Here is a 21,654-nt window from a genome sequence, read left to right as displayed (position 1 = left end):
GGCCGCGCACGCGATAGCGTGCACTGCGTGAGCGAGCACTCAGCCGAAGAGCAGAACAACTTCGTCCTGGTCGACCGGCCGCGGCCCGGCGTCGCGCTGGTGACTCTCAACCGGCCGGAGCGCATGAACTCGATGGCCTTCGATGTCATGGTCCCGCTCACAAAGGTGCTCGAGGACCTTACCTACGACAACTCGGTGCGCGCCGTCGTGCTCACCGGCGCCGGGCGCGGCTTCTCTTCGGGCGCCGACCACAAATCGGCGGGCTCGGTGCCGCACATCGACGGGCTGACCCGCCCGACGTTCGCACTGCGGTCGATGGAGGTGCTCGACGACGTCATCCTGGCGCTGCGCAAGATGCACCAGCCGGTGATCGCGGCGGTCAACGGCGCTGCAATCGGCGGGGGCTTGTGCCTGGCGCTGGCTTGCGACATTCGGGTGGCGGCGCAAGGCGCCTACTTCCGCGCGGCGGGTATCAACAACGGTCTGACGGCCAGTGAACTGGGGTTGTCATACCTGCTTCCGCGCGCCATCGGGACATCGCGCGCGTTCGAGCTGATGCTGACCGGGCGTGACGTCGATGCGGCCGAGGCCGAGCGCATCGGGCTGGTGTCGCGGGCGGTGCCGGACGACGACCTGCTCGAGGTTTGCTATCAGCTCGGTGAGCGCATCGCGACGTTCTCCCGGCCCGGAATCGAGTTGACCAAGCGCACACTTTGGAGTGGACTGGACGCCGGTAGCCTGGAAGGGCATATGCAGGTCGAGGGCCTCGGACAACTTTTCGTCCGTTTGCTCACCGCCAACTTCGAAGAAGCGGTAGCAGCGCGCGCCGAGAAGCGGCCCCCGGTCTTCACCGACGAGCGCTCGCACGTGGGGGTACCGCCCGGCCGAAGGCCAGGGGGAGAGGCGACGAGCACCGACGACAAGTAAGGACAGCACAACGTGATCACCGCAACGGACCTCGAGGTCCGCGCCGGGGCGCGCACGTTGCTGTCCACTGACGGAGCCGCGCTGCGGGTCCAGCCCGGCGACCGGATCGGGCTGGTCGGCCGGAACGGCGCGGGCAAAACCACCACCATGCGCATCCTCGCCGGCGAGGGCGAACCGTACGCGGGCAGTATCGTCCGTAGTGGCGAAATCGGTTACCTGCCACAGGATCCCAGGGAAGGCGACCTCGACGTGCTCGCTCGGGACCGGGTCCTGTCGGCACGCGGACTCGACACCCTGCTGGCCGACCTGGAGAAGCAGCAGGTGCTGATGGCCGAGGTCGCCGATGACGCCGCCCGCGACAAGGCCGTCCGCAGGTACGGTCAGCTCGAGGAGCGCTTCGCTGCGCTGGGGGGCTATGCCGCCGAGAGCGAGGCCGGCCGGATCTGCGCGAGTCTCGGACTGGCCGAACGGGTCCTCACCCAACCGTTGCGGACCCTGTCCGGTGGTCAGCGCCGCCGGGTGGAGCTGGCCCGGATCCTGTTCGCCGCCGCAGAGGGTGGGGCGAGCGGCACCGATTCGTCTGTCACGCTGCTGCTCGACGAGCCCACCAACCACCTCGACGCCGACTCGATCGGCTGGCTGCGTGACTTTCTGAAGCAGCACACCGGTGGCCTGATCGTCATCAGCCACAACGTCGATCTGCTCGCCGACGTGGTGAATCGGGTGTGGTTCCTCGACGCGGTGCGCGGCGAGGTCGACGTCTACAACATGGGCTGGCAGAAGTACCTCGACGCCCGCGCCACCGATGAACAGCGCCGCCGCCGCGAACGCGCCAACGCCGAACGCAAGGCTTCCGCCCTGCGCACCCAGGCCGCCAAGATGGGCGCCAAGGCCACCAAAGCCGTTGCCGCGCAGAACATGCTGCGACGCGCCGATCGGATGATGGCCGCCCTCGACGAGGAACGCATCGCCGACAAGGTGGCCCGCATCAAGTTCCCGACCCCAGCGCCGTGCGGGCGTACCCCGCTCGTCGCCAAGGGGCTGACGAAGAACTACGGGTCGCTCGAGGTCTTCACCGGTGTCGACCTGGCGATCGATCGCGGCTCACGCGTCGTGGTGCTCGGGCTCAACGGCGCGGGCAAGACCACGCTGTTGCGCCTGCTGGCCGGGGCCGAAACTCCCGACGCCGGCGAGCTGGAGCCCGGCCACGGTCTCAAGCTCGGCTATTTCGCCCAGGAGCACGACACCCTCGATGACACCGCGACGGTGTGGGAGAACATCCGGCACGCGGCACCCGACACCGGCGAGCAGGACCTGCGTGGGCTGTTGGGAGCCTTCATGTTCAGCGGAGCGCAACTGGAGCAGCCGGCGGGCACGCTGTCCGGCGGCGAGAAGACCCGGCTAGCACTGGCCGGGCTGGTCGCGTCGACCGCGAACGTGCTGCTGCTCGATGAGCCGACGAACAACCTGGATCCCGCGTCGCGCGAGCAGGTGCTCGACGCACTGCGCAGCTATGTCGGCGCAGTCGTGCTGGTGACCCACGACCCCGGCGCCGCCGAGGCGTTGGAACCGCAGCGCGTAGTGCTGCTCCCGGACGGCACCGAGGACTTCTGGTCCGAGGAGTACTCAGGTCTGATTGAGCTCGCCTGAGCTCGGGACCTCATCGAGTTGGCCTGAGCCAGATCGCGAGCCGTTTCGCCAATCTCATCCGCCGTGTGTAACTGCTTCCCACCCTGGGTATCCGTCGAGGCATGCGAGCGGGGAGTTGCTGATGAAGAAGCTGGACCACAAGTCGAGAGACCAGTTGCTGAACGAGTTGCGGAGTGCTTACGAGGGTGGCGCGAGTATCCGCACGTTGGTGGCGTCCACCGGGCGTTCGTACGGTTCGATCCACAGCATGCTGCGTGAGTCGGGTACCGCGATGCGCAGCCGCGGCGGCCCGAACCACCGCAGCAGGCGCGCCAGCTAATCCGGGCGCTGCCGCAGCGACGCTTCGACCAGGTCGAGTACGGCACTGAGCTTTTCGGGATCGTCGCCGGAAGCCAACCGCGCGACCAGACCGTCCAGAACAAGGTCGAGATAGGTCTGCAGTACCGCGCTGGGGATGTCGTCCCGCAGTCGGCCCGCGTGCTTCTGCATACGTAACCGCTGACGCGTAGCCGCCGAGAGATCGGCCGACCGTTCCGACCAGCCCCGGTGGAACTCGGGATCGTTACGGAGCTTTCGCGCGATCTCCAGCCGCGTGGCCAGCCAGTCGAACTGTTCGGGCGCGGCGAGCATGTCGCGCATCACCTGAACCAGGCCCTCGCGTGCGGCGACATCGGCCATCCGCTCGGCGTCCTCGCGGGCCAGTTCGAAGAACAGCGTGTCCTTGTCCCGAAAGTGGTGGAAGATGGCGCCGCGCGACAGCCCGATCGTCTGCTCGAGCCGCCGCACGGTCGCCTTGTCGTAGCCGTACTCGGCGAAGCACCGGCGGGCACCGTCGAGGATCTGCCGACGACGCGCCGCCAGGTGGTCGTCGGTGACCCGGGGCATGATGGATGCTCCTCGCGCAAGCGCTCGTCGGCGGAGTTGTCCGTACCTACTGCGTCTGGAGCATGTTCCGCAGCACGTACTGCAGGATGCCGCCGTTGCGGTAGTAGTCCGCCTCGCCGGGGGTGTCGATGCGCACCACCGCGTCGAACTCGACTGTGCTTTCGGAGCCATCTGCTCCGTCGTTCTTGGTCGCCTTGACATGCACCGTCTTCGGCGTCTTGCCTCCGTCGTTCATCGCCTCGATGCCCGTGATGTCGAACGTCTCGGTACCGTCCAGGCCCAGCGACTCTGCCGACTCACCCTCGGGGAACTGCAGCGGGATGACGCCCATGCCGATCAGGTTCGATCGGTGGATGCGCTCGAACGACTCACAGATCACCGCGCGCACACCGAGCAGCAACGTGCCCTTGGCGGCCCAGTCGCGCGACGAGCCCGAGCCGTACTCCTTGCCGCCGAGCACGACCAGCGGAATCTCCTGTGCCGCATAGTTTTGGGCGGCGTCGTAGATGAACGCCTGCTCGCCACCGTTGGTGAAGTCGCGCGTGTATCCGCCCGACACGTCATCGAGCAGTTGGTTGCGCAACCGGATGTTGGCGAACGTGCCGCGAATCATCACCTCGTGGTTGCCGCGCCGAGAGCCATAGGAGTTGTAGTCCTTGCGCTCGACGCCGTTCGACTCGAGATACTGCGCTGCCGGCGTGCCGGGCTTGATGCTGCCTGCGGGGGAGATGTGGTCGGTGGTGACCGAATCACCCAGCAGCGCCAGCACTCTGGCGCCCCTGATGTCTGCCACCGGCTCGGGTTCGGCCGACATACCCTCGAAGTACGGCGGCTTCCGCACGTAGGTCGAGTCCTCGGCCCATTCGAAGGTGTTGCCGCTCGGAGTCGGCAGGTTGCGCCACCGTTCGTCACCCTTGAAGACGTCGGCGTAGTTCTTGGTGAACATCTCCTGACTGATCGCGTTGGCGATGGTGTCGTTGATGTCCTTCTGCGACGGCCAGATGTCGCGCAGGTACACCTCGTTGCCGTCCTCGTCCGTGCCAAGGCAGCTGGCCTCGAAGTCGAAATCCATTGTGCCCGCCAACGCGTAGGCGATCACCAACGGCGGCGACGCCAGGTAGTTCATCTTCGTGTCCGGGTTGATCCGTCCCTCGAAGTTGCGGTTACCCGACAGTACCGCGGCCACCGACAGGTCGTTGTCGTTGATTGCGGCGGAGATCTCCTCGGGCAGCGGCCCGCTGTTTCCGATACAGGTGGTGCAGCCGTAGCCCACCAGGTAGAAGCCCAACTTCTCCAGATACGGCCACAGCCCGGCCTTCTCGTAGTAGTCGGTGACCACCTGCGAGCCGGGCGCCATCGTGGTCTTCACCCATGGCTTGGTGGCCAGGCCCTTCTCGACGGCATTCTTGGCGAGCAGCGCGGCGCCGAGCATCACCTCGGGGTTGGACGTGTTGGTGCACGACGTGATCGCCGCGATCACCACCGCGCCGTGGTCGAGTACGAACTCGCCGAGTTCCTCTGACTTGACGGCCACCGGCTTGCTCGGCCGGCCCTCTGGTTCGGTTGCCGCGGTTGCCACGTGATGGGCGGTGCCGTTGCTGGCGAACTCGATGTTGCGCACCGGGTCGCTTGCCGGGAACGTCTCGTCGATGGCCTCATCGAGCGCGGAGTAATCCGCTTCCTTCGCGCCGTCGCCGACATAGTCGAGGATGTCGGTGCGGAACGCGCTCTTTGCCTCGCTGAGCGAGATGCGGTCCTGCGGGCGCTTCGGGCCGGCGATCGACGCCACCACATCGGAGAGGTCCAACTCGATGTACTCGGAGTACTTGGGCTGCCGCTTCGGGTCATGCCACATGCCCTGTTCCTTGGCGTAGGCCTCGACCAGCGCCAGCTGCTCCTCGCTGCGACCGGTGAACCGCAGGTAACTGATGGTTTCTTCATCGATGGGGAAAATCGCTGCAGTGGAACCGAATTCGGGACTCATGTTGCCCAGCGTCGCCCGATTGGCCAGCGGCACCTCGGCCACACCCTCGCCGTAGAACTCGACGAACTTTCCAACCACACCATGCTCGCGCAGCATCTCGGTGACCGTCAGCACGATGTCGGTGGCCGTGACTCCGGGTTGCCGTTCGCCGGTCAGCTTGAATCCGACCACCCGCGGGATGAGCATGGACACCGGTTGGCCCAGCATCGCGGCCTCGGCCTCGATACCGCCGACACCCCAGCCGAGCACACCCAGGCCGTTGACCATTGTGGTGTGGCTGTCGGTCCCCACACAGGTATCTGGATAGGCCGCTCCGTCCCGGTCCATCACCACCGACGCCAGGTACTCGATGTTGACCTGGTGGACGATTCCGGTTCCCGGCGGCACGACCTTGAAGTCGTCGAACGCGCCCTGGCCCCACCGCAGGAACTGATAGCGCTCACCGTTGCGCTCGTACTCGATCTCGACGTTGCGCTCGAAGGCGTCCTCGCGACCGAACAGGTCGGCGATCACCGAGTGGTCGATCACGAGGTCGGCGGGAGCCAGCGGATTGACCTTGTCCGGGTCACCACCGAGCTCGCCGATCGCTTCCCGCATGGTGGCCAGGTCGACGATGCAGGGCACGCCCGTGAAGTCCTGCATGACCACGCGCGCCGGGGTGAACTGGATCTCCACACTCGGGTCGGCGTCGGGATCCCAGTTGGCCAGCGCTTCGATGTGCTCTTTGGTGATGTTGGCGCCGTCCTCGGTGCGCAGCAAATTCTCGGCCAGCACCTTGAGGCTGTACGGCAACTTGTCGGTCCCCTTGACCGCGTCCAGACGGTAGATCTCGTAGCTCTTGTCTCCGACCTTCAAGGTGTCGCGGGCACCGAAAGAATTGAGGGAAGAGTTCTCCGTATTACCTTTGCTCACATCCACTCCCGGCTAGTTCTCGCAGCCGACGGGCTGTGTCGACCGCGTTACAACGTTAACAGTACGCTTGTCCTGCAATGCAGTCAGGGTCGGTTTACATTCTCGTCCTCGCCTGCGCGTGCTGTCACCCTGTCGGGTACCCATCGCGTACGGTGCTCCTGTGATCGGATCGCATGTAATTCCGCTTTCGCCGGCGTACATCCCGCCCGATGTCTGTGGGCCGGTCGGCCAAGACCCCGCCATCACTCCCGTCGACACATGCATGAACCTGGTCATCGACGACGTCCGAGACGACGGCGTGAGCGCCTCGGTAAAACCCGAGAACGAAGGCCTGACCGAAGTGGTCGCCGAAGCCCACCAGAAGGGCGTCGATTTGAAGATCGTCGTCGTGGATCAGAATCCGCCGATCGACACCCCCCTGCGCGATATCGCGACCGAGGTGGGGGAGGCCTTCCCCGGCGCAACGGTGCTCGTACTCAGCCCCACGGAGTCTGGCTCCTTCAGCACGACGTACGACCGCGTCACGCTGGAAGCCGGTCAAGATGTCGCCGAAGGCCGTGGCCCGGTGCAGGGTTCGAAGAATTTCCTCAGTGAGTTGACCGGATCGCACTTTCCGTGGACGGCATTGACGATTGTCGTGGTCTTGGGAGTGGTTGCGGCCGTTATCGGTACGCGACTTTTGCAGGTTCGAGGCAAGCGCGCCATTTCTCCCGAGCCGAGCTAAAACCGCAGTGCAACAGCCGTTTTGACGTCGGCCCGGGTCGGCTCGGGAGACTGCGAAGTCACGGCGCGATAACACTGCGTTCAATTACAAACTTGTAATTCTCGACTTAAGTGTCTTTGCCGTCAGATGTGACGTACGGTGCAATCGGTAACTGTGTTGAAGATGTGCATATTGTGACGAATGAGCGCAGTCACCGAGACGAATGTGTCCGCACGTTCGCCTGAAAGCCATAGGAGAACTGAGTCGGATGAGACGCACCCCTGGCGCATCCGCTACGCGACCGCATGGACGGTTCGGCGCGGCTCTGCTCGCGACGGCCATGCTGTTCGCCACCCCAGGTCTTGCCACCGCGCAACCCGGTAGCTCGGACAGCCTCGCCGCACTGGTTGCTGCCGTCGCAAACGCCGACCAGAAGTTGCAGGACCTCGGCGCCGCGATCCAGCAGCAACAGGAGAGCGTCAACAAGGCGATCCTGGATGTTCAGACCGCGCGGGACAACGCCGATGCCGCACAGCGCGAGGTCGACGCCAGCAGGCAGCGCGTCGAGGACGCCAACATCGCGATCGAACAGGCGCAGAAGCGGTTCGACTCGTTCGCGGCCGCGACCTATGTCAACGGCCCCTCGGACTCGTACCTGACCGCGAGCGATCCCGCCGAAATCGTCAAGACCGCCGCGGCGGGACAGACTTTGGCGCTCAGCTCGCAACAGGTGATTGCCGATCTGCAACGGGCCCGCACCGAGCAGGTCAACCGCGACTCCGCGGCGCGGCTGGCCAAAGAGAACGCCGACAAGGCCGTCGCCGGCGCTGAGGCCAGCCAGCAGTCCGCGGTTTCTGCGCTCACCGGCGCACAGGAGACGTTCCGAGCTCAGCAGGCAGAACTCGACAAGCTGGTTGCCGAGCGCTCAGCCGCGCAGGCCAAGCTCGCCGAGGTGCGCGTCCAGGCCGCGCCCGCCGCAACGGCTCCGGCGCAGCCGGCAGCGGCCGCGGCACCCGCGAAACCGAACTGGGACCGCGCCCCGCAAGGCGTCGATCCGGGTACGGGCAACTGGGCCACACCGTGGGACCCGACGCTGCCCGCGATTCCCAGCGCCTTCGTCAGCGGTGACCCGATCGCGATCATCAACGCGGTTCTCGGTATCGCGTCGACGTCGGCGCAGGTGACCCAGGACCTGGGCCGCAAGTTCCTGCAGTCGCTGGGGATACTTCCCGAACCGGCCGCCGCCTCGACAGGCTTCAACAACGGCGCGATCCCCCGAGTTCACGGCCGGCAGGCCACCGAGTTCGTGATCAAGCGAGCCATGTCGCAGATGGGCGTGCCCTACTCGTGGGGTGGCGGCAACGCCGCCGGACCGAGCCGCGGCATCGACTCCGGTGCGAACACAGTCGGATTCGACTGCTCCGGCCTGATGCTCTACGCCTTCGCCGGCGTCGGCATCAAACTCGACCACTACTCGGGTTCGCAGTACAACGCCGGCCGCAAGGTCCCGACGTCGCAGATGCGGCGCGGCGACATGCTGTTCTGGGGCCCCAACGCCAGCCAGCACGTGGCGCTCTATCTCGGCGACGGACAGATGATCGAAGCGCCCTACACGGGATCGGTGGTCAAGATCTCGCCGGTGCGCACCAGCGGCATGACCCCGTACGCGACACGTCTCATCGAATGGTGACGGCTCGAAAAAAGTTAGGAAAACCTTGCGTTCCAAGCTGATTCGGTCCCTGGGTGGATGCGCGCTGCTTCTCGCGGCGGTTGCGCTCACCGTCGGGCTGGCGACGCCTGCCGCATCCGCGCCCGATGACGGCCTGTGGGACCCGACGCTGCCGAAGTTGATCAGCGCCGGCGCTCCCGGCGACCCGCTGGCGATCGCGAACGCATCGCTCGCGGCGACCGCACAGGCCACCGAAGCCACGATGAACCTGGGCCGGAAATTCCTGTCCACGCTCGGTCTGGGGCCCGCCCCGGAGATGGCCAGTGTGGCGCCGGGCCGGGTGCGCGGACCGCAGGCGATCGAGTACGTGATCCGTCGGGGCGCCTCGCAGATGGGTGTGCCGTACTCGTGGGGCGGCGGGAAGCCGAACGGACCCAGCCGCGGAATCGAGTCGGGTGCCAACACGGTCGGCTTCGACTGCTCGGGCTTCACCCAGTTCTCGTTCGCGGGTGTGGGCGTGCTGATCCCCAAGTATTCCGGGGACCAGTACGACACCGGCCGAAAGGTGCCGACGTCGCAGGCCAAGCGCGGCGATCTCCTGTTCTGGGGTCCCGGCGGCAGTCAGCACGTCGCCATCTATCTCGGCGGTGGTCAGATGCTGGAGTCCTCGGGAAGCGCGGGCAAGGTCACGGTGAGCCCGGTGCGTCACTCCGGCCTGCAGCCGTACGTGGCGCGCATCATCGAATCCTGAGCGTGACCTGAGCCGAACCTGAAGGCATTTGATGAATGCTCTTCGCGCAAGCGCTCATGGCCGGGCAACGTCGACGGATTTCTCAGTGCCTGGAATAGTTGACGGCGAGCGTGCGGCCCGGACCGGCCTGCGCCGCTTTGACCAGCGAGTTATGTGGAAGGAACGTTGATGACGTCACCGAGTGGGCCGTCGCAGGGGCCTGGAGGCTACCCCGGCCAGGCACCCGCACAGGGATACCCCTCCAACAACGGCGGTCTGCAGCAGGAGGTCCACACGCTCGAGCGGGCCGTCTTCGAGGTCAAGCGGATCATCGTCGGCCAGGACCAACTGGTCGAGCGCATGCTCGTCGGGCTGCTCGCCAAGGGTCACGTGCTGCTCGAGGGCGTGCCCGGCGTCGCCAAGACGCTGGCCGTCGAGACCTTCGCCAAGGTGGTGGGCGGCACCTTCGCACGCATCCAGTTCACCCCGGACCTGGTGCCCACCGACATCATCGGTACCCGCATCTACCGGCAGGGCAAGGAGGAGTTCGACATCGAACTCGGACCCGTGGTGGTCAACTTCCTGCTCGCCGACGAGATCAACCGCGCGCCGGCCAAGGTGCAGTCAGCGCTGCTGGAGGTCATGGCCGAACGCAAGATCTCGATCGGCGGTAAGACCTTCCCGCTGCCGGCGCCGTTCCTGGTGATGGCCACCCAGAACCCGATCGAGCAGGAAGGCGTGTACGCGCTGCCCGAGGCCCAGCGGGACCGCTTCTTGTTCAAGCTCAACATCGACTATCCCTCGCCCGAGGAAGAGCGCGAGATCATCTACCGGATGGGCGTCAAGCCGCCGGAGCCGAAGCAGATTCTGGCGCCCGGCGACCTGCTGCGACTGCAGGATGTGGCGGCCAACAACTTCGTGCACCACGCGCTGGTCGACTACGTCGTCCGGGTGGTGACCGCGACCCGTCAGCCGGAGAAGTTCGGAATGCCCGACGCGAAGGCGTGGATCGCTTACGGCGCATCACCGCGCGCGTCGCTCGGCATCATCGCGGCGGCCCGTGCGCTGGCCCTGGTGCGCGGGCGCGACTATGTGATCCCGCAGGACGTCGTCGAGGTCATTCCCGACGTGCTGCGGCATCGGTTGGTGCTGACCTACGACGCGCTGGCCGACGAGATCTCCACCGAGACGGTGATCAACCGAATCCTGCAGACCGTGGCGCTGCCTCAGGTGAACGCCATTCCGCAGCAAGGTCATTCGGTGCCGCCCGTCGTGCCCGCCGCCGCTGGCGCGGCCAGCAATCGGTGACCAGTTCCCGACGCACCGTCGACCTGCCGTCGCTGAAGCGCGGTGAGATCCGTGACCCCGCGCTGAGCGCGGCACTGCGCAAGCTCGAGCTGACGGTGCGGCGCAAGCTCGACGGCGTGCTGCACGGCGACCACCTCGGCCTGCTGCCCGGACCGGGTTCGGAACCGGGGGAGTCGCGGCTCTACCAACCGGGCGACGACGTGCGCAGGATGGACTGGTCCGTCACGGCGCGCACCACGCATCCGCACGTACGGCAGATGATCGCCGACCGCGAACTCGAGACCTGGCTGGTGATCGACATGTCGGCCAGCCTCGATTTCGGTACGACCGGTTGCGAGAAGCGCGATCTCGCGGTGGCCGCCGCGGCGGCGATCACGTTCCTCAACAGCGGCGGGGGCAACCGGATCGGCGCCATCATCGCCAACGGCGACACCGTGCGGCGGGTGCCGGCGCTGTCGGGCCGGATGCACGAGCAGGAGATGCTGCGGGCCATCGCGACGATGCCCAAGGCGCCGACCGGAGTTCGCGGTGACCTGGCCGCCGCCATCGACGCCTTGCGCAGGCCCGAGCGGCGCCGCGGCATGGCGGTGATCATCAGCGACTTCCTCGGCCCGATCAACTGGATGCGTCCGCTGCGGGCGATCGCCGGTCGCCACGAGGTGCTCGGTATCGAGGTGCTCGACCCGCGCGACGTCGAACTGCCGCCGGTCGGTGACGTCGTCCTGCAGGACGCCGAGACCGGGGAGACCCGCGAGTTCACCATCGACGAGCAGTTGCGCGACGACTTCGAACGAGCCGCGAGCGCTCACCGTGCGGAGGTGGCCAGGACGTTGCGGCGCTGCGATGCGCCGCTGTTGACGTTGCGCACCGACCGGGACTGGATCGCCGACGTGGTGCGGTTCGTCGCCAACCGCAGGCGTGGCGCGCTGGCGGGCCGGGCGTGACATTGCCGTTGCTCGGACCGATGACGCTGTCGGGCTTCGAAAACGCTTGGTTCTTTCTGTTCCTGCTCGCCGTGCTGGGAATCGTCGGGCTCTACATCGCCGTTCAGCTGGCCCGGCACCGGCGAATGCTTCGGTTCGCCAACATGGAGCTGCTGGAAAGCGTTGCGCCCAAACGATCTTCGCGTTGGCGACATCTTCCGGCGATCCTGCTCGTGATCGGGCTGGTGTTCCTGACCGTCGCGATGGCCGGTCCCACCCACGACGTCCGCATCCCGCGTAACCGCGCGGTCGTGATGCTCGTCATGGACGTGTCGCAGTCGATGCGGGCCACCGACGTCGCACCCAACCGCATGGCCGCGGCCCAGGAGGCGTCCAAGCAGTTCGCCGACGAGCTGACACCGGGGATCAACCTCGGGCTGATCTCCTATGCCGGTACGGCCACGGTGCTGGTGTCGCCGACCACCGGCCGCGAGGCGACCAAGGCCGCGATCGACCAACTCCAGTTCGCCGACCGCACGGCCACCGGCGAGGGCATCTTCACGGCACTGCAGGCGATTGCCACGGTCGGAGCGGTTATCGGCGGCGGCGACGAACCGCCGCCGGCGCGCATCGTGTTGTTCTCCGACGGTAAGGAGACGGTGCCGAGCAACCCGGACAACCCGAAGGGCGCCTACACCGCGGCCCGTACGGCGAAGGACCAGGGCGTGCCGATCTCCACGATCTCGTTCGGCACCCCGTACGGCTATGTCGAGATCAACGACCAGCGCCAGCCGGTGCCGGTCGACGACGAAATGCTCAAGAAGATCGCCGACCTGTCCGGCGGCGAGGCGTTCACCGCGTCGAGCCTCCAGCAGCTGCAGGAGGTCTACGCCAACCTGCAGCAACAGATCGGCTACGAGACGATCAGGGGCGACGCCAGCGCCGGCTGGCTGCGGCTCGGAACGCTGGCGCTCGCGATGGCGACGCTGGCGGCCCTGTTCATCAACCGTCGCCTGCCGAACTGATTCGCAAGGGATGACGACCATATGACGCTTCCACTGCTGGGGCCGGTCTCGCTCACGGGATTCCAGCACATCTGGTGGTTCCTTCTGCTCCTCGTCCTCCTGCTGGTGCTGGCCGGGTTGTACGCCGCCGCGCAGATCGCCCGGCGAAAGCGGTTGCAGCAGTTCGCCAACACCGAACTGCTCGACAGCGTCGCGCCGAAGCGCCCGAGCCCGCTGCGCCATGTTCCCGCGGCGCTGCTGGCGATCTCGTTACTGTTGTGCGCGATCGCGGTGGCCGGGCCCACCCACGACCAACGTCTTCCGCGTAACCGCGCAGTGGTGGTGCTGGCCATCGATGTCTCGCAATCGATGCGTGCCACCGATGTCGAACCGAACCGGTTGGTCGCCGCGCAGGAAGCGTCGAAGAAGTTCGTCGACGAGCTGACCCCGGGCATCAACCTCGGGGTGATCGCCTACGCCGGCACCGCGACGGTTCTGGTGTCGCCGACCACCAACCGCGATGCAAGCCGGCGCGCCATCGACAACCTGCAAGTGGCCGATCGCACGGCCACCGGCGAGGCCCTCTTCACCGCGCTGTCATCGATCTCCACCGTCGGCGCCGTGATCGGCGGCGGCGACGAACCGCCGCCGGCGCACATCGTGTTGTTCTCCGATGGCAAGGAGACGGTGCCGAGCAACCCGGACAACCCGAAGGGCGCGTTCACCGCCGCGCGCGCCGCCAAGGACCAGGGCGTGCCGATCTCGACGATCTCGTTCGGCACCCCGAACGGGTCGGTCGAGGTCGACAACGAGCGGGTGCCGGTACCGGTCGACGACGAGGGCATGAAGAAGATCGCCCAACTTTCCGGTGGTGAAGCGTACACCGCCTCGAACCTCGATGAACTGAACAAGGTCTACAGCACACTGCAGGACCAGATCGGCTACGAGACGGTTCGCGGCGAGGCCACGACCGGCTGGCTGCGGCTCGGCGCACTGATCGCGGCCGCGGCGGCGGTGGCGAGTCTGCTCATCAACCGTCGGCTGCCGCTGTGACCGGCGGCGCCGCACCCGCTCTAAGGCGATTTCTTAAGAAACCCTGTCAGGCGTTAAGTTGGCGGGCATGACTCGACCGCTTTTCGTATCGCGCTCGGTGCTGGTGACCGGGGGCAACCGCGGCATCGGTCTGGCCATCGCCCAGCGGCTCGCCGCCGACGGCCACCGGGTGGCCGTCACACACCGCGGGTCCGGGGCGCCCGAGGGGTTGTTCGGCGTCGAGTGTGACGTCACCGACAACGACGCCGTCGACCGCGCCTTCAAAGAGGTCGAGGAACACCAGGGCCCGGTCGAGGTGCTCGTGTCCAACGCGGGAATCTCCAAGGATGCGTTCCTCATGCGGATGACCGAAGAGAGGTTCACCGAGGTCATCGACGCCAACCTCACCGGGGCGTTCCGGGTGGCCCAGCGGGCATCGCGCAGCATGCAGCGCAAACGGTTCGGCCGGATCATCTTCATCGGTTCGGTCTCCGGCATGTGGGGCATCGGAAACCAGGCCAACTATGCGGCGGCCAAGGCCGGTCTGATCGGCATGGCCCGCTCGATCTCCCGGGAACTGGCCAAGGCCGGCGTCACCGCGAACGTCGTCGCACCCGGCTACATCGACACCGAAATGACCCGCGCGCTGGACGAGAGGATCCAGCAGGGGGCACTCGACTTCATCCCCGCGAAGCGGGTCGGCACCGCCGAAGAGGTCGCCGGGGCGGTCAGCTTCCTGGCCTCCGAGGATGCGACTTACATCGCCGGCGCCGTCATCCCCGTCGACGGCGGCATGGGCATGGGCCACTAACGGCCTAGGAGAACTAGGGACAGGACACACATGGCAGGGTTTCTCGAAGGTAAGCGCATCCTCGTCACGGGGATCATCACCGACTCCTCGATCGCGTTCTACATTGCCAAGGTCGCCCAGGAGGCCGGAGCACAGTTAGTGCTCACCGGCTACGAGCGGATGAAGCTCATCGGACGCATCGCCGACCGGTTGCCGGAGAAAGCTCCCTTGCTGGAACTCGACGTGCAGAACCCCGAGCACCTCGACTCGCTGGCCGATCGGGTGACCGAGGTCATCGGCGAGGGCAACAAGCTCGACGGCGTCGTGCACTCGATCGGCTACATGCCGCCGACCGGCATGGGCGTCAACCCGTTCTTCGACGCGCCGTACGAGGACGTGGCGAAGGGCATTCACATCTCGGCGTACTCGTATGCCTCGCTGGCCAAGGCGCTGCTGCCGATCATGAATCGCGGCGGCGGGATCGTCGGCATGGACTTCGACCCGACCAGGGCGATGCCCGCCTACAACTGGATGACGGTGGCCAAGAGTGCGCTGGAGTCGGTCAACCGGTTCGTCGCCAGAGAGGCCGGTCCGTACGGTGTACGGTCCAATCTCGTTGCGGCCGGACCGATTCGAACGCTCGCAATGAGCGCGATCGTCGGCGGCGTGCTCGGTGACGAAGCCAAGGACCAGATCAAGTTGCTGGAAGAGGGCTGGGATCAGCGCGCGCCGCTGGGCTGGAACATGAAGGATCCCACGCCGGTGGCCAAGACGGTGCTCGCGCTGATATCGGATTGGCTGCCCGCCACCACCGGCACCGTCGTCTACGCGGACGGCGGCGCCAGCACGCAGTTGTTATAGGGGATGGCTGACTCGGCCTACTCGGCCTTTGATGCCGTCCTGCTGCTCTCGTTCGGCGGGCCGGAACACCCTGACGACGTGATTCCGTTCCTGGAGAACGTGACCCGGGGACGCGGCATACCGCGGGAGCGGCTGGCGTTGGTCGCCGAGCACTATCTGCACTTCGGCGGCGTCTCACCGATCAACGGCATCAACCGGGCGGTGATCGAGAAGTTGCGCACCTATGTCGACGTGCCGGTGTACTTCGGGAACCGCAACTGGACGCCCTACGTCGAGGACGCTGTCACCGCCATGCGCGACGACGGGGTGCGCCGCGCGGCGGTGTTCGCCACGTCGGCGTGGGCCGGTTACTCGAGTTGCGTTCAGTACGTCGAGGACATCGCCAGGGCGCGGCGAGTCGCGGGCGCGTCGGCTCCCCGGCTGGTCAAGCTGCGGCAGTACTTCGACCATCCGCTGTTCGTCCAGATGTTCGCGGCTGCGGTCACCGCCGCCGCGCGGACGGTGCCGGATGGCGCGCGCCTGATCTTCACCGCCCACTCGATCCCGCTGGCCGCCCGGTCCCGCTGTGGTACAGAGCTTTACGAGCGCCAGGTCACCTACGCCTGTAAGCTTGTCGCGGCTGCGGCGGGATATGACGAGTACGACCAGGTCTGGCAGTCGCGCTCGGGGCCGCCGCGGGTGCCCTGGCTGGAACCCGATGTGGGCGATCATCTCTCGCGTCTGGTCGAGAGTGGGACCACGGCTGTGGTCGTATGCCCGATAGGTTTTGTCGCCGACCACATCGAGGTGGTCTGGGACCTCGATCACGAGCTGCGCACGCAGGCCGAAAAGGCCGGCCTGGCATTCGCCCGGGCCGCTACTCCGAATGCCGGTCTCGCGCGGGTGGCGGCCGATCTGCTCGCCGAATTACGGGACGGCCGGGCCCCGGCACGTGTGGCGGCGACGGATCCGCCACCGCTTCAGGGGTTTTCGGTGGACGGCGTATTGTGCACGCCTGCCTGCCGGTCTGACTAGAGCTGGTTACCGACCCGGGGTCCTGGCCGTGAGATTGCACCCATGGCCGCGCCGGAGTCAGTCCCGCCAGGCCGACTGCAGGATCGCGTCGAGCGCGGCGAGCCGCGCAGAGCGCACCACCGTCGACAGCGGTCGCAGGGCGTCGCTGGCGATCTGTAACTCGGTGGAGTTGTGCAATCCGATCGGAATCAGCCCGGAACTGACCGAGATGATCGCGTCGACATGCGCGGCGTTCTCCAGCACCCGCATGGCCCGGCTCGGTGCATGGCCGGGAAGCCGGTGCACACGGGTTGATTCCAGCATCTGCTCGACGAGCCCGCGCGGGTCCTCGACGTCGATCTCCGCCGCGCCCGCCCGCAACGCCCCGAGTGCCTCCGCCGCCGAGCGCACCGCCGAGCGCAGGGTGTACTCGGCCTCGCCGAGGTCGACATGTGAAGCGGGCGTGGACGCCTCGGGTGTCGAGTACACCGTCCACGACAGCGCGCAGGGATCCCGGTCGAATTCCTCGTCGGTGTCGAGTTCGTCGTACTCGAAATCCGGTACCAGGCCGATCGACCCCCTACCCGAGACGACGATGGCCTCGCCCGCGGTCACCGCGTCGCGCTGGAACTGTGTCCCGGCGGGCAGCCCGCGGACATCGCCCGGCACCGGCAGCGCCAACCCGATCGGCGGCGCGATGGCACCGGGACCGGCGGCGGTGCGCAGCGTCTGCAGTAGCGACACCGCGCCCGCGTCCACCAGATCGGGCCACGGCAGACCCGTCGCGCCGGCAGCGACGGAATCATAAGCGGTCACGGAATGCTTTGGTGCCCACTGTGATAGTGCATCAAGCACATCATCGGGGGCGGCCACGCCGGCAAGCCAGGCGTTGGCCCAGACCGACAGCGAAACACTGGGACACCACATGATGCTCGCAGTGTAGTTGTTAGGCCCGCATGAGTCGGTCACGCGATAGGGTGAAGTCATGCCCGCTGCGCTGATCTGGTTAATCGCCGCGCTGGCGCTCGCCGGTGCCGAAGCCCTGACCGGCGACATGTTCCTGCTTATGCTCGGCGGCGGGGCACTGGCCGCCGCGGGATCGAGCCTCATCTTCGATGAGCTGTGGATTCACGGTGCGGTGTTCGCGGTGGTGTCGGTCCTGCTGCTGGTGCTCGTCCGTCCCGCTTTGCGCAGGCACTTCCAGGCGGGCACCGGTCTGCCGGACCTCGCCAAGGCGCTCGAGGGCAAGAGCGCTCTGGTCCTGCATCGGGTGGCGCAGCACGAGGGTCAGGTCAAGCTCGAAGGTGAAATCTGGACGGCGCGGCCGCTCAACGAAACCGATGTGTACGAACCTGGGGACAACGTGACCGTCGTGCACATCGACGGCGCCACTGCCGTCGTCCAGAAACTCGTCTAGACAAAACTGGGCGCAAGGGAAGGAACCGTCATGGAAGGTGCCGTCGCCGGCCTGGTCCTCGTCGGTGTGCTGGTGGTGTTCGCCGCCATCATCGTCGCGAAGTCGATCGCGCTGATACCGCAAGCAGAGGCCGCAGTCATCGAACGGCTCGGCCGTTACAGCAAGACCGTCTCGGGACAGCTGACGCTGCTGCTGCCGTTCATCGACAGGATCCGCGCGCGCGTGGACCTGCGCGAGCGGGTGGTGTCCTTCCCGCCTCAGCCGGTGATCACCGAGGACAACCTCACGGTCAACATCGACACCGTCGTCTACTTCCAGGTGACCAATCCGCAGGCGGCCGTCTATCAGATCAGCAACTACATCGTGGGCGTCGAGCAACTGACCACCACCACCTTGCGCAACGTGGTCGGCGGTATGACGCTCGAGCAGACGCTGACGTCCCGGGACTCGATCAACGGGCAGTTGCGCGGCGTGCTCGACGAAGCCACCGGCCGGTGGGGGCTGCGGGTGGCCCGCGTCGAGTTGCGCAGCATCGACCCGCCACCGTCGATCCAGGATTCGATGGAGAAGCAGATGCGCGCCGACCGCGAGAAGCGCGCCATGATCCTGACCGCGGAAGGCAGCCGCGAGGCGGCCATCAAACAGGCCGAAGGTCAGAAGCAGGCACAGATCCTGGCCGCCGAAGGCGCCAAGCAGGCGGCGATTCTGGCCGCCGAGGCCGATCGCCAGTCGCGGATGCTGCGCGCCCAGGGCGAACGCGCCGCCGCCTACCTACAGGCGCAAGGCCAGGCGAAGGCCATCGAGAAGACGTTCGCGGCGATCAAGGCGGGCCGGCCCACGCCGGAGATGCTGGCCTACCAGTACCTGCAGACCTTGCCTCAGATGGCCAAGGGCGAGGCCAACAAGGTGTGGCTGGTGCCCAGCGACTTCGGTTCGGCGCTACAGGGTTTCACCAAGCTGCTCGGTGCCCCGGGGGAGGACGGCGTGTTCCGTTACACGCCCTCGCCGGTCGACGACGCACCGGTCAAGACCGATGACGACGACGAGGTCGCCGACTGGTTCAACACCGAAACCGATCCCGAGATCGCCCGGGCTGTGGCAAAGGCCGAGGCCGAGGCGCGCACCCCGGTGCAAGAGCCCGGCTACGGGACGCGGCAACTGGATGCGCCGTCGGCTCAGCCCTCGATGTCGCCGCCGCCCACCCGTGCCGAGGGTGGCGGAGCGCATTCACGCTGAGGCGCCGCCGGAGGGCGGTCGCGGTGATGGCGCCGGTGCACGCGAATCTCGTAGACCAGCCCCGCCACGCCCAAACCGGCCGTGCAGAGCGAGACCAGCACGAGCAACGGGCTGACGTTGCCGGTGAGCGCGTCGCCGAGGATCACCACCGCGGCCGTTCCCGGCAGCAGCCCCCCGAGCGTGGCCAGCGTGTACGGCAGCACGCGCACCGATGACGCTCCGGCCGCGTAGTTGAGCACGGAAAACGGCACGGCGGGGATCAGCCGCATCGAGACCACCGTGGGCCAGCCCCGTTCGCGCAACCGCGCGTCCAGCGCCTGGATTCGGGGATGGCGCACCAACCGGTGCAGTTGCAGGCCGACGGCGCGGACCAGCAGCAGTGCGATGACCGCACTGATCGTCGCGGCCGTCACGGCCAGCGGGACGCCGAGCACCGGTCCGAACAGCAGTCCCGCGCCGAGCGTGAACGCGGTGCGCGGGAACGGGAAGACGGTCACCACGATGTGGGCGGTCAGGAACGCCAGCGGGAACCACGGGCCGACCGACGTGGCCCAGTCGCGCAACTGCACGGCGGTCGGCACCGGGACCAGCAACGCGATTGCGACGAGAATCACAATCGCCGCCAGCGAGCCGATGAGCCGCAAGCGCGGGATGCTCGAAAGCGTCGTGACCACCGCGCCGCGGACCGCGCGCAGGGTGCTGACGACGGAGTTCACGCCTACTAAGACTACGGAACCGCCGCGGAGGTCACCCATCGGCGGAGGTGTGAGTCGGCTGCCCGGCGGACACCGGGGTGACCGCGATCATTTAGCCTGATAATCGTGCAGAAACCCACTGCGATCGAGGCCGATCGAGACCGTTGGCGCTCAGCGGTTGCCGGGGTGCTGGCAAAGAGCATCCGTCAGGATCCCGCCGATCTGCCCGCCGAACCCGAGCGACTGCTGGACTCGCCGACCTACGACGGCTTCGCTATCCATCCGCTGTACACGAGCCTGGACGAGCTGCCGGAACCCCCGCTGCCCGGCCGGTGGCCGTTCGTGCGTGGTGGCGACGCGCTGCGCGACGTCAAGGCCGGCTGGAAGGTGGCCGAGGCGTTCCCGGCCAACGGGCCCGGCAGCGTCGCCGAACACAACGGCGCGGTGTTGCTCGGACTGACCGAAGGGGTCAGCGCTCTGGTCATCCGCGCCGGCGCTACGGGCGTGCCTGTGGCCGAACTGGATCGGCTGTTCGACGGTGTCTTTCTCGATCTCGTTCCGGTGCTGTTCGAGACCACCGGGGCGGATTACGTTTCTGCGGCCGATGCGGTGCTCGCGTTGCTGAGCGATCTCGACGCCGATCAGCGGTCCCGCCTGTCGATCGACTTCGGCGCCGACCCGCTGACCGGCCCCCTGAGCGCGCACCAGGCACCGGAGATCGGCGACGTCGTGGCCATCGCTGCCAGACTGGGCGACTACGGCGGTCACGTCCGCGCCGTCACCGTGGACGGTCCCGCGTTCCACAACCTCGGCGCCAACGCGTCCTGGGAGCTGGCGGGTTCGGTGGCCGCAGGCGTCGGCTATCTGCGGCTGCTGGGCGGAAGCGGCATTTCGGTGGCAGATGCCTTGCGCCAGATCAGCTTCCGCATCGCTGCCGACGACAACCAGTTCATGACGATCGCGAAGCTGCGGGCCGCGCGCCGGCTGTGGGCCAGGGTGGCCGAGGTGGTCGGCGCGCCCGAGCACGGGGCGGCGACCCTGCACGCCGTGACCTCGTTGCCGATGATGACCAAGCGCGATCCCTGGGTGAACCTGCTGCGCACCACGGTGGCCGCGTTCTCGGCAGGCGTCGGCGGAGCCGACACCATCCAAGTTCATCCGTTCGACGTCGCGATCGCCGGTGGCTTCCCGGGGACGGCCGCGAGCTTCGCGCGTCGGATGGCTCGCAATACGCAGCTGCTGCTACTCGAGGAGTCGCACCTCGGGCGTGTCCTCGACCCCGCGGCGGGTTCCTGGCACGTCGAGGACCTCACCGAGCAACTCGCCGAACAGGCGTGGAAGCACTTCCAGGACATCGAGTCGCGCGGCGGCTTCGAACAGGCGCGCGACCACGTGGCGGCCCGGATCGCCGAGGTGGCCGAGCGCCGCGCCGAGGACATCGCGCACCGGCGCACCGCGTTGACCGGTGTCAACGAGTTCCCTGATATCGCCGAACCTCCGTTGCCACAGGGCGATTCGCTGCGGGGGGTGATTCGCTACGCCGCCGGCTTCGAGGCGCTGCGAGACCGCTCCGATGCCTTCCTGGAAAAAACCGGCGTCAGACCGAGAGTGCTGCTCCTGCCGCTGGGCCCACTCGCCGAACACAACGTGCGCACCACGTTCGTGACGAATCTGCTCGCCTCGGGCGGTATCGAGGCGCTGACCGAGGCGGACGAGACGCCCACAATCGCGGTGATCTGCGGCACCGACGCGCGGTACGGAGCCGAAGCCTCCGCCGCCGTCGACTCCGCCCGCGCGGCAGGCATCTCTCATGTGTTGCTGGCCGGGCCGGAAAAGGCTGTCGCCGAGGCTGATTCGAAACCGGACGGCTACCTGACCGCGAAGATCGACGCGGTCGGCACATTGTCGGATCTGCTCACCAGATTGGGGGCCTGA

The 21,654-nt window shown here is 67.1% G+C and carries 20 protein-coding genes; 16 read left to right on the top strand and 4 right to left on the bottom strand.

Annotated elements, in window-relative coordinates:
- The first annotated feature begins 18 nt into the window (after positions 1–18).
- The 3 genes from QGN32_RS00995 to QGN32_RS00985 all read left to right on the top strand — a co-directional run bounded on the left by QGN32_RS00995 (position 19) and on the right by QGN32_RS00985 (position 2,896).
- Complete coding sequence (locus QGN32_RS00995) at positions 19–927, top strand: enoyl-CoA hydratase (RefSeq protein WP_326546839.1); 909 nt, start codon at positions 19–21, stop codon at positions 925–927.
- A gap of 12 nt (positions 928–939) precedes the next feature.
- Complete coding sequence (locus QGN32_RS00990) at positions 940–2,577, top strand: ABC-F family ATP-binding cassette domain-containing protein (RefSeq protein ID WP_326546838.1); 1,638 nt, start codon at positions 940–942, stop codon at positions 2,575–2,577.
- 121 nt (positions 2,578–2,698) lie between these two features.
- Positions 2,699–2,896, top strand: a complete 198-nt coding sequence (locus QGN32_RS00985) for a helix-turn-helix domain-containing protein (RefSeq protein ID WP_326546837.1) — start codon at positions 2,699–2,701, stop codon at positions 2,894–2,896.
- On the opposite strand, the gene QGN32_RS00980 is transcribed toward QGN32_RS00985, so the two are convergent.
- Complete coding sequence (locus QGN32_RS00980; RefSeq protein WP_326546836.1) at positions 2,893–3,462, bottom strand: TetR/AcrR family transcriptional regulator; 570 nt, start codon at positions 3,460–3,462, stop codon at positions 2,893–2,895. The two genes, QGN32_RS00985 and QGN32_RS00980, sit on opposite strands and share 4 nt — an antisense overlap.
- A 46-nt stretch (positions 3,463–3,508) precedes the next feature.
- Positions 3,509–6,358 carry an aconitate hydratase gene (locus QGN32_RS00975; RefSeq protein ID WP_326546835.1) on the bottom strand — a complete coding sequence of 950 codons (2,850 nt, stop codon included), beginning with the start codon at positions 6,356–6,358 and terminating at the stop codon, positions 3,509–3,511.
- A 160-nt stretch (positions 6,359–6,518) separates the two neighbouring features.
- On the opposite strand from QGN32_RS00975, the gene QGN32_RS00970 reads away from it, so the two are divergent.
- The 10 genes from QGN32_RS00970 to QGN32_RS00925 all read left to right on the top strand — a co-directional run bounded on the left by QGN32_RS00970 (position 6,519) and on the right by QGN32_RS00925 (position 16,392).
- The gene (locus QGN32_RS00970; protein ID WP_326546834.1) at positions 6,519–7,082 is read left to right on the top strand and encodes an Rv1476 family membrane protein; all 564 of its coding nucleotides are present in this window, start codon (positions 6,519–6,521) and stop codon (positions 7,080–7,082) included.
- Positions 7,083–7,329: 247 nt separating this feature from the next.
- Entirely contained in the window at positions 7,330–8,751 is a 1,422-nt protein-coding gene (ripA, locus tag QGN32_RS00965) for an NlpC/P60 family peptidoglycan endopeptidase RipA (protein ID WP_326546833.1), read from the top strand.
- Between the two features lie 25 nt (positions 8,752–8,776).
- On the top strand, positions 8,777–9,481 hold the full coding sequence (gene ripB, locus QGN32_RS00960) for an NlpC/P60 family peptidoglycan endopeptidase RipB (protein ID WP_442791766.1): 705 nt from the start codon (positions 8,777–8,779) through the stop codon (positions 9,479–9,481).
- A 168-nt stretch (positions 9,482–9,649) separates the two neighbouring features.
- Positions 9,650–10,768: a chaperone MoxR1 gene (gene moxR1, locus QGN32_RS00955; RefSeq protein WP_326546832.1), complete on the top strand. Its 1,119-nt coding sequence runs from the start codon at positions 9,650–9,652 to the stop codon at positions 10,766–10,768.
- The gene (locus QGN32_RS00950) at positions 10,765–11,712 is read left to right on the top strand and encodes a DUF58 domain-containing protein (protein ID WP_326546831.1); all 948 of its coding nucleotides are present in this window, start codon (positions 10,765–10,767) and stop codon (positions 11,710–11,712) included. The genes moxR1 and QGN32_RS00950 overlap by 4 nt, the downstream gene beginning before the upstream one ends.
- The gene (locus QGN32_RS00945; protein WP_326546830.1) at positions 11,709–12,716 is read left to right on the top strand and encodes a VWA domain-containing protein; all 1,008 of its coding nucleotides are present in this window, start codon (positions 11,709–11,711) and stop codon (positions 12,714–12,716) included. Before QGN32_RS00950 ends, QGN32_RS00945 begins: the two co-directional genes overlap by 4 nt.
- A gap of 21 nt (positions 12,717–12,737) precedes the next feature.
- A complete protein-coding gene (locus tag QGN32_RS00940; RefSeq protein ID WP_326546829.1) occupies positions 12,738–13,748 on the top strand; it encodes a VWA domain-containing protein in 1,011 nt (336 codons plus the stop codon).
- 67 nt (positions 13,749–13,815) lie between these two features.
- Positions 13,816–14,538 carry a 3-oxoacyl-ACP reductase FabG1 gene (gene fabG1, locus QGN32_RS00935; protein WP_326546828.1) on the top strand — a complete coding sequence of 241 codons (723 nt, stop codon included), beginning with the start codon at positions 13,816–13,818 and terminating at the stop codon, positions 14,536–14,538.
- Between the two features lie 30 nt (positions 14,539–14,568).
- Positions 14,569–15,378: an NADH-dependent enoyl-ACP reductase InhA gene (inhA, locus tag QGN32_RS00930; protein WP_326546827.1), complete on the top strand. Its 810-nt coding sequence runs from the start codon at positions 14,569–14,571 to the stop codon at positions 15,376–15,378.
- A gap of 3 nt (positions 15,379–15,381) precedes the next feature.
- Positions 15,382–16,392 carry a ferrochelatase gene (locus QGN32_RS00925; RefSeq protein WP_326546826.1) on the top strand — a complete coding sequence of 337 codons (1,011 nt, stop codon included), beginning with the start codon at positions 15,382–15,384 and terminating at the stop codon, positions 16,390–16,392.
- A gap of 57 nt (positions 16,393–16,449) precedes the next feature.
- Here the strand turns inward: QGN32_RS00925 and QGN32_RS00920 are convergent, their stop codons facing one another.
- Positions 16,450–17,298 (bottom strand): Rv1486c family protein, encoded by an 849-nt coding sequence (locus QGN32_RS00920; protein ID WP_326546825.1) that lies wholly within the window; start codon positions 17,296–17,298, stop codon positions 16,450–16,452.
- A 58-nt stretch (positions 17,299–17,356) separates the two neighbouring features.
- On the opposite strand from QGN32_RS00920, the gene QGN32_RS00915 reads away from it, so the two are divergent.
- Entirely contained in the window at positions 17,357–17,788 is a 432-nt protein-coding gene (locus tag QGN32_RS00915; RefSeq protein WP_326546824.1) for an NfeD family protein, read from the top strand.
- Between the two features lie 30 nt (positions 17,789–17,818).
- Positions 17,819–19,024 carry an SPFH domain-containing protein gene (locus QGN32_RS00910; RefSeq protein ID WP_326546823.1) on the top strand — a complete coding sequence of 402 codons (1,206 nt, stop codon included), beginning with the start codon at positions 17,819–17,821 and terminating at the stop codon, positions 19,022–19,024.
- Here the strand turns inward: QGN32_RS00910 and QGN32_RS00905 are convergent.
- A complete protein-coding gene (locus tag QGN32_RS00905) occupies positions 18,964–19,740 on the bottom strand; it encodes a TVP38/TMEM64 family protein (protein WP_326546822.1) in 777 nt (258 codons plus the stop codon). The two genes, QGN32_RS00910 and QGN32_RS00905, sit on opposite strands and share 61 nt — an antisense overlap.
- A gap of 99 nt (positions 19,741–19,839) precedes the next feature.
- Between QGN32_RS00905 and mutA the strand changes: the two genes are divergently transcribed.
- Entirely contained in the window at positions 19,840–21,654 is a 1,815-nt protein-coding gene (gene mutA / locus QGN32_RS00900; protein ID WP_326548869.1) for a methylmalonyl-CoA mutase small subunit, read from the top strand.

The organism is Mycolicibacterium sp. ND9-15 (genome assembly GCF_035918395.1).
Classification (GTDB): domain Bacteria; phylum Actinomycetota; class Actinomycetes; order Mycobacteriales; family Mycobacteriaceae; genus Mycobacterium.
This window is presented reverse-complemented; position numbering and strand designations above follow the sequence as displayed.